This is a genomic window from Pseudonocardia sp., from assembly GCF_029263155.1.
In the GTDB taxonomy this organism is placed as follows: domain Bacteria; phylum Actinomycetota; class Actinomycetes; order Mycobacteriales; family Pseudonocardiaceae; genus Pseudonocardia.
Genome location: NZ_JAJCYB010000022.1, coordinates 36,716 through 50,339, shown reverse-complemented (window position 1 = coordinate 50,339; position 13,624 = coordinate 36,716). Strand labels below are relative to the sequence as shown.

The following is a 13,624-nucleotide window of genomic DNA, read 5'->3' as shown; positions in this document are numbered from 1 at the left end:
GTCAGAAGGGTGGTGGGTCGTCGTCGCGCCGGTCCACCGTCGGGGGTCCGGCGGGCACGGGTCTCGCGGCCGCCGTGCGGCGGGTCGGCCGCCACAGGATCGGCACGTCCAGGCGCGTCCCACCGGCGTCCTCGGCGGGCGGCTCGACCGGGCCCGGCACCGGCGGGGGCAGATCGTGATGGATCGGCTCGCCGCGCGTGCGGTAGACCCGGCCCAGCGGGCTGGTCCACTCGAAACAGCCGGGAGAGGGCTGGCACAGGCGCCAGCCGAGGTCGTGCTTGTAGCGGTGGTGGCGGCGGCAGGTGGGCCCGACGTTCGCCTCGGTGCTCGTGCCGCCGAGCGCCACGTCGCGGGTGTGATCGAGGTCGGCGGTGACCGCCGGGCGGTCGCAGCCGGGGTGGATGCAGGTGCGGTCGCGGACCTGGACGTGCCGGGCCAGCGCGCCGCGGACGAACCGGCTGCCCGCCCGGTCGTCCAGGCGGGTGAGCAGCCGGTCGCGGTCGGCGTACCGCGCGGCGATCTCCTCGACGACCCCGCGCCACGGGCCCGGCGAGCCGACCAGATCGGCGAGCTCCGCGGCGGGAACGCTGATCTCCACCACGCCGCCGCGGGAGCGGTCGGAGCCGGTCGGCGCCGAGCCGGCCCGGGCGGGGCGCCGGCGCAGGACGCCGGCCAGCGACAGCTCGCCGGTGGGACCGGTGACGGCGAAGCGCCACTCCGCACCGAGACGCTGGGCGGCGACCGCGGCGCGGGCCGCGGGCGCGGTGACCGGGCCGAGCCCGGCGATCTCGCCCGGCCGCTCGTCGTGGCCGAGCAGGGTGCCCAGCCCGACCCGGACCTCGATCCCGTCGCGCACCCCGCGCGGCTCGCCCCCGTCACCGGATGCTCGAGCCGACCCGTCCTCGCCGCCGACGGTCGCGGGGGAGGCCCCGGCACCGACTCCCGAGACCCCGCCTGGGGTCCCGGCCGAGCCCGCGGTGCCGATGGCGACCCCGCCGTTGCCGTTCGCGGACTCGCCGCGGTCCTCGGCCCGGGCGTCGTCCCCGGTCCCGCCCGCGCCACTCCCCCCGGAGCTGTCGTCGTCCGGGTCCTCGTCCTCGGGGCGCCGCCGGCGCCGCAGCTCGTCGACGATCTCGGCCTCGGCGAGGCCGTGGAACGAGCCGTCGAGCATCCCCAGGTACAGGTCGGCGCTGATCGCGGCCAGCCCGCCGGGGCAGCCGGCCCGGCGCGCGGTGGCGGCCAGGCGGTCCAGCCGCGCCGCCGCCGCGGCGGCCTCGGCGGCCGGCAGTCCGTCGCCGACCAGGGTGGCCGCACCGTCGCGCCCCAGGTACAGGCTGACCCCGCGTTCGCGCACGGCGCGCCGGTAGCGCCGGGCGGCTGCACCCGGGTCGATCGCCAGCACCGCGCGCAGGATCCGCGCCGCCAGCTGCCGGGCCGTGAGCGCGGGAGCCATCGGGAGGAAGCGGCCGCACAGCGCCGCCACCTGCGCTCCGGTCAGCTCGCACACGTCGGGGCCCAGGTGGTCGGCGAAGACCCGCGCCTTCGCCCGGTCGATCCGGCCGGCGGCGAGGGCGGCGTGCACCAGGGGCAGCGCGGTCACCAGCGTCTCGGCGAAGGACAGCTCCCAGCCGGCCGACCCGGCCGTCAGCGTCAGCGCCGCGGCGATCTCCCCGGCCGCCCACTCCTGTGGCGCCGCCGCGCGCTCGGCGGATCCGGGGACGGCTCGCGACACCGCGACCATCGCCGCCAGCACCCCGGCCTGCTCGTGCGCGAGCTGCCGGTACCGCGCGCGCAGCACCTCCACCGCCCGCTCCGGCGGCACCCGGCCGGCGTCGACCGCGGCGAGCGCGGCCGCCAGCCCCGGCCCCGGCGGCATCCCTGCCAGGGCGTCGGGGCCGGCCATCTGCTGCATGAGGCGAACATACATTCGACCCCCGACAGAACCGTGCGACTGCGTGGAGGGCGTCCGGATCGGCACCGACCGAGGTGAGCCCCGCTCGTGAAGTCCACCCTTGTCGGCTGCGATGTGGCTACAATTGGCCAGGCCGAAAGTGGTCACATCGCGTCGCGAGAGGTAGGCCATGGAGATCGGCATCCGGGAGCTGCGCGACGGGCTGAGCCGTCACCTCGCGCAGGTTCGTGAGGGCCGCACCCTCACCGTCACCGACAACGGCCGCCCGATCGCCCGGATCGTCCCCGTGGCGGCACCGACGCGTCTGGAGCGGCTGCGGGCCGAGGGCCGGGTCACCGGTGCGACCCGGCGCAAGTCGCCCGCCCCCGACCCGGTGCACGCCGACGGTCCGGTGTCCGACCTGATCGACGACCAACGCCGGTGATCGGCTACCTCGACACGTCGGTCGTCGTCCCGCTGCTCGTCGCCGAGGACGGGAGCGCCGCCTGTCGACGGTTCTGGGACGACGCGGACGACGTGGCGACATGCCGCACCACCTTCGTCGAGACCGCCGCGGCGCTCGCGGCCGCGTACCGGGCCGATCGGCTCGGCCGGCGCGCCCATGAGCAGAGCCTCGCGTTGCTGGAGCGGATGTGGTCCGAGATCGACGTCATCGGCCTCGACGATGCGCTGGTCCGCCGGGCTGCGGCCCTCGCCGACCGGTGCGCTCTGCGCGGCTACGACGCGGTGCACTGCGCTGCGGCGGAGCAGCTCGCCGATCCCGATCTCGTCGCGGCATCGGGGGACGCCCGGCTGCTGGCCGCGTGGAGCGGTCTCGGGATCGCGACGTTCGACCCGAACGTGCGGCCGTAACCGCCGTCCGCGGACGCCGGGTCGCTCCACTACGCTTCCCCGAGCACCAACGGGGGGACGCCCACTGTGACGACGACACCGGTGACCACCGGAGCGCCCCTGCTGCGCGAGCTGATCCGGATCCCCGAGCGGATCCACCAGGGCGACTTCGTGCTGCGGCTCACCGAGGGCGTCGAGCACGCCCGCGACACCCTCGACTCCTACGTCATCACCCCGCAGCTCCGGGTCGCGTTCGACGAGGCACTCGGCCTGATCGGTTCCGCGCTCGTCGAGGGCCGGTCCAAGGCCAGCTACCTGCACGGCTCCTTCGGTTCCGGCAAGAGCCACTTCATGGCCGTGCTGCACGCGCTGCTGCGTGGCGAGACCTCGGCCCGGTCCCGCCCCGAGCTCGCCGACGCCCTCGCCGCGCACCCCTGGCTGGGGGAGCGCCGGTTCATGCTGGTGCCCTACCACCTCATCGGCGCGGAGAGCCTGGAGGCCGCCGTCCTCGGCGGCTACGTCTCCCACGTCCGCCGGCACCACCCGGACGCGCCGCTGCCGCGGGTCTACCGGGCGCAGGGGCTGCTCGCCGACACCCGTGCCCTGCGCGACTCGCTCGGGGCCGAGGCCTTCCTGGCCCGGCTGCCCGCGGGCGGCGACGAGAACGGCGGGGACGACGGGGACTGGGGCGACGTCGCCACCGGCTGGACCGCCGCGGAGGTCGACTCCGCGCTGGACGGCCCGCCGGACTCCGGCCTCGCGCGCCGGCTGGTCGCCGACGCCGTCCCGGTGTTCATGCCCAGCTACGTCGACAGCGTCGCCGGGGCGGCCAACGCGTTCGTGCCGCTCGACCAGGGGCTCTCCGCGATCAGCGAGCACGCCCGTGACCTGGGCAACGACGGACTGGTGCTGTTCCTCGACGAGCTCGTCCTCTGGCTGGCCGGGAAGATCGGCGACCCGGCCTTCGTCGCCCGCGAGACCGAGAAGGTCGCCAAGCTCGTCGAGTCCTCCGACGCCCGCCGCGCCGTGCCGATCGTCAGCTTCGTCGCCCGCCAGCGCGACCTGCGCGAGCTGATGGGCGCCCGCCGCACCGGCGCGGAGACGCTGTCGTTCCAGGACCAGCTCTCCTACTGGGACGGGCGCTTCTTCACCGTCACCCTCGAGGACCGCAACCTCGGGCTGATCGCCGAGAAGCGGATCCTCGCGCCGGTCGACGACGCCGCGCGGGACCTGCTCGCCACCGCGTTCCGACGCACCGACGCCCTCCCGGGCGCCACCCGCGACATCCTGCTCACCGACGGCGACGGCGAGGCGTTCCGCCGCACCTATCCGTTCAGCCCGGCGTTCATGCAAACCCTGGTGCACGTGTCCTCGGCGCTGCAGCGCGAGCGCACCGCCCTCAAACTCATGCAGCAGATCCTCGTCGACCGGCGCGACGACCTGCGCCTGGGCGAGCTGGTCCCGCTCGGAGACCTGTTCGACGCCATCGCGGACGGCAACGACCAGCCGTTCACCGAGAAGCTCAAGCACGAGTTCGACAAGGCCCGCACCCTCTACCGCCGCACCCTGCGGCCGATGCTGCTGACCCAGCGCGAGCTCACCGAGGAGCAGATCGAGGCAGGCGACGGCGGCCCCCGGCTGGTCGCCTTCCGATCCGACGACCGCCTGGTCAAGACGCTGCTGCTGGCCGCGCTGGCGCCCGAGGTGCCCGCCATGGGCGGGATGACCGCGCGCCGGCTCGCCGCGCTCAACCACGGCAGCGTCCGCACCCCCATCCCCGGCCAGGAGATCGCCGAGGTGAGCAGGCGGCTGCGCAGCTGGGCCGGGCAGGTCGCGGAGCTCACCGTCGGCGGTGAGGACGACCCGAGCGTCACCCTCGAGCTGGTCAGCGTCGACCTCGGCCAGATCCTGGAGCGGGTCACCCACGTCGACAACGACGCCGCCCGCCGCCGGCTGTTCCGGGAACTGCTGCTCGGGGCGCTCGGCGTGACCGACGACGGCGCGTTCGAGATCGGCCACCCGGTGGTGTGGCGGGGCAGCAAGCGGGCCGTGGAGATCGTCTACGGCAATGTGCGGGACCGCGCCGAGCTGCGCGACGAGGTGTTCACCCCCGCGCAGGACGGCCGGTGGCGGCTCGTCCTCGACTTCCCCTTCGACGCCGACACCTACTCCGCCGCCGAGGACCGCAACCGGCTCTCCGAGCTGCGCGAGCAGCACGCCCGCCGGTGCGTGGCCTGGCTGCCGGCGTTCGTCACCGGCACGGTGCTGGCCAAGGTGGGCACGCTGGTGCGCATCGAGCACCTGCTGGTGGGCAACCGGCTCGACGAGAACGCCACCCACCTCGGCGCCGAGGACCGCCAGCGCGCCCGCGACCTGCTCCGCAACCAGGGTGACGCACTGCGGGCCGAGCTGCGGGAGGTGCTGCGCCAGGCCTACGGGCTGGCCCAGCCCGACCCGGCCCGGGTGCTGGAGTGGTCCGACCACCTGATCAGCCTGGACCCGGCGCTGACCCCCCGGCTCGACGTCGGCCGCTCCTTCCCGGACGCCCTGACGCACCTGGTCGACCAGTGCTTCGCCGCGAGCTACCCCGAGCACCCCCAGCTCGACCCGGCGCGTCGCGGGACCGCGGTCACCGCCGCCGAGCTGCGCACCGTGCTCGCCGTCGTCCGCCGCGCAGCCGAGGCCGACGGAGGGCGGGTGGAGACCGACCGCAGCGAGCGGGCGGCGCTGCAACGCCTCGCCCACCCGCTGCAGCTCGGGGAGCTGCACGGCGGCCCGTTCCTGCTGTCGCGGCACTGGGAGGCCGAGTTCGAGCGTCGCGCGGCCCGCGACGGCGGCAGCGAGCTGCCGGTCCGGCGGGTGCGGGGATGGCTGGCCGACCTCGGGCTGGAGACCGGCGTCGAGAACCTCGTCATCGCCACCTACGCCGAGCTCAGCCGGCGCGCCTGGGTGCGGGCCGGGCAGCAGGTCCCCCCGCCGGCCACGCTCGACGAGGTCCGCGACGACATGGTGCTGCGACCGCTGACGCTGCCCGACCCGGCAGCCTGGGCGGTCGCCGTGGAACGGGCCGGCCTGCTGTTCGGGGTCGCGGTGCCCGAGCGGGTCATCTCCCCGCGCTCGGTCGCCCAGTTCGCCGCCGTCTCCGACGCCGCCCGGCTGCTGCGGTCGCCGGCCGCGGAGCTGGTGACCCTGCTGGAGCAGTACCTGCCCCGGCTCGGCGTGCCGCTACCTCCCGACCAGGACCGCCCCGACCAGGCACGCCCCGAGCCGGCACGGCTCGCGCTGGCCGGTGCCGCCGACCGGCTGCTCACCGAGCTGCGCGGCGCCGAGGACCCGTCCGGGATCGTCACCGTGCTCGCGCAGGCGCCGATCGAGCACCCGCTGGTCTCGCTCGGCCGGACCCTGAGCACCGCAGGCGCGGTCGCCGAGACCCTGCGCGGCGCCGACTGGCAGGTCCTCGACCGCCTCCGTGACCTGGCTCGCCCCGGTGCCGCGCCGCTGCGCGAGACCCTGGCCGCCGGCGCGTCCGCCGGGGAGGACGCGGCGCCGCTGCACACGGTGCTGGCCGCGGCCCGCACCGGCACACTGAACCTGATCGCCGCCGACGACCGGGAGGACCACGCCGCGCGCGACCGGGAGCGGGAGGCGGCGCAGGAGCGGCGCGACCGCGAGACCGAGACCAGGCTGGCCACGGAACAGGCCGAGCGCGAGCGTCGGGATCGGGAACGGCGGGAACTGGAACGTCAGGAGCTGCGGCGGGAGGCCGAGCAGCGGGAGCGGGAGCGGGCCGCCGAGGAACGGCGTCGCCGCGCCGCCGAGGAGTCGCTCGCCGCCGAACGGGAGGCACGGGAGCAGGAGGCGCGCGAGCTCCGACCCGACCCGGCCCGCACCGTGAGCGGTGGTCGCGACGAGGTCCTCGCCGCCCTGCGCGACCGGCTCCCGGCCGACGCCCAGGTCGAGGTCGTGTTCCGGGTGCTCGGTACCGGTGGCTAGCCCCGCCCGGTCCACGGGGAGCGAGAACGAGACCCCCGCGACCGGCTACGGCGCCGCCGAGCGGGCGGTCCTGGCCCGGGTGCGCTCACAGCTCGGTCGCCTCGGACCCGCCACCGCGCTCGGGATCCGCTCGTCCGGGCGGCCCCGCTGGCAGGGCCCGGCCGAGATCGAGCTCGACGGCCGGACCGTCCGGGTGGTCCCCGCCCCGTCGGTCCTGGCCGTGCTCGCCGCTCTCGCCGACGACCCAGCTCTCGACTCAGCCCGCGTCGGCGATGCCGCACCCGTGGGCCGGCGGGCCCGCCGGCTGACAGTGGTGCTCACCGACCGCTCGGAGAGCGAACTGGGCGACGCCGTCCTCGCCCGATTGCATCGGGGGCGGCTGCTCGACGCCGACCGGCACACCCTGCTGTCGGACATGCTCCGCGTCCGCGATCTCGACCCGCGCATCCGCGGGACGGCCTGGCTCGTCGACGCGTTGCTCGCCCTGGACGCCGGGAACCTGCTGCCGGCGATCAGCGGGGCCGCGCTCGGCCTGCGCCGGGCCCGCAGCCTCGTCGTCGCGGCCCGGCTCGACCTGGACCCCGACGACGCCGATCTGCCGCAGCTCGTCGGCGCGCTCGACGCCACCGACCGCCGCGCCCGGTGGCGCGGCCTGCCCGAGGAGGAACGCCACGGGCTGAGAGCGCACCTGGAGGAACGCCTCGGGCCTGCAGCCGGGATCGTCGTCCGGCTCGCGCAGCAGCGCGACGACGTGCTGGCCGACCTGCTGGTCGCCCAGACCCTCACCGCGGCGCCGGAGGACGACGTCGTCGCCGCCGGAGCGCTCGGCGGCTTCCTGCAGTCCCGGTTCGATGCTCCACGCCCCGGGCGGGCAGCTCTGCAGGCCGCCGGCCGGGCGGCCGTCGAGCACGTGGTCGAGGCGCCGGCCGCCCGGCGCACCCAGCAGCTCCGCCAGGCCGGGGTCCTGCTGGAGGAGCTGGGCGCCGCGGCCCTCGCGGCATACAGCGGCGTGCTCCCCGGCGGATTCACCGAACGGCTGGCCCGAGCCGCCCGTTCGCTCGACGAGGCCGACCTCCACCCGGTCGAACAGCACCGGGACGCGCGGGCGGAGGAGCCCAGGGTGGCCCGGGTCCGGGCGGCGGTCCGGCTGCACCGCTGGCTCGCGTCCCGGCCCCGCACCGGCTACCCGACGACCGCCGAGGCCGTGGCCGCGCACGCCGAGGACCTGGCCCGCGTCGACCGTGAGCTGGCCCTGGTCCGTGGCGGCGACCCGGACGGCCGGGTCGCCGCAGCTCTCGCCGACGTCGCCCGCCGGGCCGGAGCGGCGCGCCGCGACGCCGACCGGGCGTTCTCCGTTCGGCTCGCGGCCTCTCCGGAGACACCCGAGACGCTGCTCGCCGTCGAGACGCTGCTGGCCCGCGTGGTGGCCCCGCTGGCGGCGCAGGCGCAGCTGCTGCTGGTGGTCGTGGACGGCATGTCCGGGGCGGTGGCCGCCGACCTCGCCGACGAGCTGACCGCACCCGACAGCGGCTGGACCGAGATCGTGCGCGACCCCGGCGGCGCCCGGGAGGCGGTGCTCGCGGCGTTCCCCACCGAGACCCGCTACAGCCGCACCAGCCTGCTCTGCGCCGAGCTGCGCGACGGCGACCAGGCCGTCGAGCGCGCCGCCTTCCCCCGGCACCCGTTCTGGCCGCGCGGCGGTGCGACGCTCGTGCACAAGTCCGGGGTGGGCGGTCGCGACGGCTCCGACCTCGGTGCCGACCTCGACACCGCGCTGGCCGCAGGGGAGGGCAGCGCCGTGGTGGCCGTGGTGCTCAACGCCGTCGACGACGCCCTCGGCAAGGGCCGGGCGGCCCCGGACTCCCGGTGGGCCGTCGGGCAGGTGGCCGGGCTGCCCGCGCTGTTGCGCCGGGCGGTCGAGGCCGGTCGCACCGTGGTGCTCACCGGTGACCACGGCCATGTCCTCGAGCAGGGGACCACCACCTCGCGACCGTCGACGGGTGGCGGCGCCCGCTGGCGCACCGACGACGAACCAGCCGGCGACGGCGAGGTCCTGCTGCACGGCCCCCGGATACTGACCCCGGGCGGCCGCGCCGTTCTCGCAGCCACCGACGACATCCGCTACGGCGCCCGCGCCGGCGGCGGCTACCACGGGGGTGCCACGCTGGCCGAGGCGGCGATCCCGCTGCTGGTCCTGGTCCCACCGGGGGCGCAGGTCCCGGTGGGCTGGACCGTCCGTCCCGCCGGTCGCGTCCCCGCATGGTGGACCGCCGCCCCTGCCTCCGCGCCGGCCCCGCCGGTGCGCCCTGCCGGTCCGTCGCGGGCGCGGGGGCGGCCCGCGCCCCAGGCCGAGAGCCTGTTCGAGCTGCCCGGCGAACCCGACACCGAGGCCCCGGCCGGCCGGGGGCGGCTCCTCGTCCGCTCCGAGGCCTTCGCCGTGGCCCACGAGGAGGTCCCGGCCCGGCGACGGCCCTCCGCCGAGGTGATCGCCGCGGTGGTCGACGTCCTCGCCGAGGCGGGCGGGCGGCTCCCGGTCGGGCCGGTGCTCGACGCCGCCGGAGCCTCGGCACGGCACCCGCGCGGGCTGGTCTCGACGCTCGGTCGGGTGCTCAACCGCGACAGCTACACCATGCTGAGCCTGGTCGACGGTGACCGGGCGATCGCGCTCGACCTCGCCCTCCTCGATGAGCAGTTCCCGCTGGATGCGGGATGACCGGCGCCGTCAGCCCGGCGCGGCGCCGCAGCGTCCTCGCGGCGCTGCGGCGCGGTACCGTCCCGGACAACGGGCTCGACCTGCTCGCGGTCGGGCTGGACCGGCTGGCGCCCACCGTCACCGCCGAGCTCGCCGCCTGCCGCGGCGGGGCGGCGGCGTTCACCGCGATCCGCGGCGAGTACGGGTCGGGCAAGACCTTCGCCGCCCGCTGGATCGGCGAACGGGCCAAGGCCGCCGGCATGGCCGTCGCGGAGGTGCAGATCTCCGAGACCGAGACCCCGCTGCACCGCCTCGAGACCGTCTACCGGCGGCTGTGCGAGCGGCTCGGCACCGCCAGCGACCCGCCGAGCGCGTTCCGGCCGGTCCTCGACGGCTGGCTGTACGCCCTGGAGGAGGACGCACTGGCCGAGGGGGACATCGACGCCGACGACGCCGAGGCCCTGGGTGGAGCGGTGGACGCCCTGCTCGAACGCCGCCTCGCCGACCTGCACCGCACCGCGCCGGGATTCACCGCCGGACTGCGCGGCTACCGCCGGGCACTCGCGGCGGGAGATGCGGGCACCGCCGACGGCATCGTCGCCTGGCTCGCCGGACAGCCGCACGTCGCGGCCGCGGCCCGGCGGGCAGCCGGGGTGCGCGGCGACATCGACCACTTCCTCGCCCTCGGGTTCCTGCAGGGCCTGCTCACCGTGCTGCGCGACGCCGGACACCCCGGGCTGGTGCTGGTGCTCGACGAGGTCGAGACCCTGCAGCGGGTGCGCAGCGACGCCCGCGCCAAGGCCCTCAACGCCCTTCGCCAACTGCTCGACGAGATCGACGGCGGGCGTTTCCCCGGGCTCTACCTGCTCATCACCGGCACCCCGGCGTTCTTCGACGGACGGCAGGGGATCGCGCTGCTGCCCCCGCTGCAGCAACGCCTGCACACCGATTTCAGCACCGACCCGCGGTTCGACAACCCGCGCGCCCCGCAGGTCCGGCTCCCGGGTTTCGACCTGGACCGCCTCGTCGAGCTCGGGACGAAGGTGCGCGACCTGCACGCCGCGGGAGCCCCCGACCCGCTGCGCATCCACCGGGTCGTCGACGACGAGTACCTCGCGCTGCTCGCCCGCGCGGTCACCGGCGGGCTGGGTGGTCGGGTCGGAGTCGCGCCACGGCTGTTCCTGCGCAAGCTGGTCGGGGAGGTGCTCGACCGGGTCGAGCAGTTCGCCGATTTCGATCCGCGCCGCGACTACGCACTGACCGTCGCCGACACCGAGCTCACCGACGTCGAGCGCCGGGCGCTCACCGACCCCGATGACGTCGCCCTGTGAGCACCACCGCGTTCGCCCGGCTGCATCCGGTCCTGCAGCACCACGTCGTCAACACGCTGGCGTGGCCCGGCCTGCGTCCGCTCCAGTCGGCCGCCGTCGACCCGGTGCTCGCCGGCGCCGACTGCCTGCTGCTGGCCCCCACCGCCGGGGGCAAGACCGAGGCGGCCGCGCTGCCGCTGCTCACCCGGATGGCCACCGAGGGGTGGACCGGCACCTCGGTGCTCTACCTCTGCCCGCTGCGGGCCCTGCTCAACAACCTCGCGCCCCGGCTCGCCGACTACGCCGGCTGGGTCGGGCGGACCGCGGTCGCCTGGCACGGCGACACCGGCCAGGGCGCCCGGCGCCGCGCGCAGCGGGAGCGGCCCGACATCCTGCTCACCACCCCGGAGTCGGTCGAGTCGATGCTGGTCTCGGCCGGCGTCGACGCGGCCGCCCTGCTCGGCGGGGTGCGGGCGGTGGTGGTCGACGAGGTGCACGCCTTCGCCGGGGACGACCGCGGCTGGCACCTGCTGCACCTGCTGGAACGGCTCGCCGGGCTCGCGGGCCGGCCGCTGCAACGGATCGGGCTGTCCGCCACCGTCGGCAACCCCGACGACCTGCTGGGCTGGCTGCAGGGCACCGGGACGGCGCGGCCACGGGCCGTGGTCGCGCCGCCCGCCGCCACGATCCCGGCCGAGGTCCGGCTCGACCACGTCGGCTCGGTCGCCGGGGCGGCGACGGTGATCGCGGCCCTGCACCGCGGCGAGAAGCGACTCGTGTTCGTCGACAGCCGCCGCAGGGCCGAGGAACTGGGCAGCGCGCTGCGCGGCCGGGGGATCGACACCTACCTGTCGCACTCCTCGCTCTCGGCGGCCGAGCGGCGACGCTCCGAGGAGGCCTTCGCGGAGGCCCGCGACTGCGTCATCGTCGCCACCTCGACCCTCGAACTGGGGATCGACGTGGGAGACCTCGACCGGGTGATCCAGATCGGCGCGCCGGCGACCGTCGCCTCGTTCCTGCAACGGCTCGGCCGGACCGGGCGACGGCCCGGCACGTCGCGGAACTGCCTGTTCCTGGCCGTCGACGACGACCAGTTGCTGCACGCCGCCGGGCTGCTGCTGAGGTGGTCGCAGGGCTGGGTCGAGCCCGTCGTCGCGCCGCCTGCACCGCGGCACATCGTCGCCCAGCAGCTCCTCGCGCTGGCCCTGCAGCGGCACGCGGTCGACCGCTCGACCGCGGTCGCGCACTGGAACGGGCTGGGGCCGATGGCCGCCGACGGCCCGGAGATCCTCGCCCACCTGGTGGACGAGGGGTTCCTGGAGACCGACGGGGAGCTGGTGTTCATCGGGCCGGAGGCGGAGCGGCGGTTCGGCCGGAGGCACTTCTCCGACCTGCTGGCGGTGTTCACCGCGGCGCCGGAGTTCACCGTGCTGGCCGGGCGGGACGAGATCGGGTCGGTCGGGGACGACGCACTGCTCACCGACACCGGGGGAGCGCCGCGGGTGCTGCTGCTCGCCGGCCGCGCCTGGAAGGTGACCCACGTCGACTGGGTGCGCCGGCGCTGCTTCGCCGAGCCCACCGACCTGCCCGGCAGGGCGACCTGGTCGGGCAGCGGCCCGGGGCTGTCCTTCGCCGTCACCCGCGGGATGCGCGACGTGCTGCACGGCGCCGACCCCGCCGGCGTCACCCTGACCCAGCGTGCCACCGGTGCCCTGGCCGACCTGCGTGATCACCACGGCAATCTCGTCGACGGCTCCGCGACGGTGCTCCACCACTCGCCCGACGGAGACCTGCACTGGTGGACCTGGGCGGGAGCGGCGGCCAACCGCAGCCTGCACGCCGCGCTCGGGGATCTCGTCGACCCCCGCCAGCGGCTCGGCGACCGGGTGATCCGGCTGCGGCACGGCGACGACCCGGTCCGGGCCGGTGCGCGCATCCGGGCGCTGGCCGGCGCTCCGCTGCCCGAACCCCCGGTGCACGACGCGGCGCTGCGCGGTCTGAAGTTCTCCGCCGCCCTGCCCGACTTACTGGCCCGGCGGACCGTCGGGGAGCGCCTCGGCGACCCGGGATCTGCGGGCGCCGTGCTCGCGGAGCCCCGGCGGATCGTGCGTGAGTGAGGGGACCCGCGGCGGTGCGCGACCACATCAACTATTGAACATCTGAACAGATGAACAGTAGTCTTCGATATGGCCGCTCCCACCCTCCCCGGGCCCGCCCCGCACGCGGGCCCGTCCACGCGCTGGGTCGTCCTCGTCGCCCGGCCGACGCCGGCGGGGGTCGACCGGCGCTCGGCCGACGCCCTGGCCGCCGCGGTGCGGGCCGGGCTCGACGGTCCCGTGGTCGTCGGCTACCTCGACCAGGCCGACCCGTCGGTGCACGCGGTGCTCGACGACGCCCGTGCCGCCGGGGCCGGGGAGGTCGTCCTGGTGCCACTCGCCGTCCCCGCCGACGCCTACCTGACGACCTGGATCGCGCGGGCTGTGGCGAACTGGCGGGAGACCCGCGGCGACGACCTCGACGTGCGGATCGGCGACGGCCTGACCGCGGCACCGGCGCTGGCCGGCGCGGTGGCCGCGCTGGTCGAGCAGGGCGAGCCGGTCACCGCGAGCCCGGCCGCGTACCGCAGCCCGGCCTGGTCGGTGATCCCCGAGCACGCGCGCCACGTCCTGGTCTGCCGCGGGCCGCGGTGCACCGCGTTCGGCGCCGGCGCGACGCACCGCGGGCTCAGCCGCGCCGCCCGCGGCACCGACGCCCTGGTCACCCCGACCGGCTGCCTGGGACCGTGCAACCTCGGCCCGCTGGTGGTCGTGCAGCCCGACGGGGTCTGGCACGAGCGGGTCGACGAGGGCGGCGCCGAGCGGGTGGTCCGCGGCGGCTGAGCGCGGT

General features: G+C 76.5%; 8 protein-coding genes. 7 read left to right on the top strand and 1 reads right to left on the bottom strand.

The window, feature by feature from the left end; all coding sequences use genetic code 11:
- Position 1: 1 nt before the first annotated feature.
- Complete coding sequence (locus Q1K26_RS03685) at positions 2–1,912, bottom strand: HNH endonuclease signature motif containing protein (RefSeq protein WP_300007716.1); 1,911 nt, start codon at positions 1,910–1,912, stop codon at positions 2–4.
- Positions 1,913–2,081: 169 nt separating this feature from the next.
- Here Q1K26_RS03685 and Q1K26_RS03680 point away from each other — a divergent pair, with 169 nt between their 5' ends.
- From Q1K26_RS03680 to Q1K26_RS03650, 7 genes are all read left to right on the top strand, one after another.
- Positions 2,082–2,336 (top strand): type II toxin-antitoxin system prevent-host-death family antitoxin, encoded by a 255-nt coding sequence (locus tag Q1K26_RS03680; protein ID WP_300007715.1) that lies wholly within the window; start codon positions 2,082–2,084, stop codon positions 2,334–2,336.
- Positions 2,333–2,764, top strand: a complete 432-nt coding sequence (locus Q1K26_RS03675) for a type II toxin-antitoxin system VapC family toxin (RefSeq protein WP_300007714.1) — start codon at positions 2,333–2,335, stop codon at positions 2,762–2,764. The genes Q1K26_RS03680 and Q1K26_RS03675 overlap by 4 nt, the downstream gene beginning before the upstream one ends.
- 81 nt (positions 2,765–2,845) lie before the next feature.
- Positions 2,846–6,736, top strand: coding sequence for a PglY protein (locus Q1K26_RS03670; protein WP_300007713.1), 3,891 nt, complete (start codon positions 2,846–2,848; stop codon positions 6,734–6,736).
- On the top strand, positions 6,729–9,449 hold the full coding sequence (pglZ, locus tag Q1K26_RS03665; protein ID WP_300007712.1) for a BREX-2 system phosphatase PglZ: 2,721 nt from the start codon (positions 6,729–6,731) through the stop codon (positions 9,447–9,449). The genes Q1K26_RS03670 and pglZ overlap by 8 nt, the downstream gene beginning before the upstream one ends.
- Positions 9,446–10,759 (top strand): BREX system ATP-binding protein BrxD, encoded by a 1,314-nt coding sequence (brxD, locus tag Q1K26_RS03660; protein ID WP_300007711.1) that lies wholly within the window; start codon positions 9,446–9,448, stop codon positions 10,757–10,759. The genes pglZ and brxD overlap by 4 nt, the downstream gene beginning before the upstream one ends.
- On the top strand, positions 10,756–12,855 hold the full coding sequence (locus Q1K26_RS03655) for a DEAD/DEAH box helicase (RefSeq protein ID WP_300007710.1): 2,100 nt from the start codon (positions 10,756–10,758) through the stop codon (positions 12,853–12,855). Before brxD ends, Q1K26_RS03655 begins: the two co-directional genes overlap by 4 nt.
- Before the next feature lie 69 nt (positions 12,856–12,924).
- A complete protein-coding gene (locus Q1K26_RS03650) occupies positions 12,925–13,617 on the top strand; it encodes a (2Fe-2S) ferredoxin domain-containing protein (RefSeq protein ID WP_300007709.1) in 693 nt (230 codons plus the stop codon).
- Positions 13,618–13,624 lie beyond the last annotated feature (7 nt).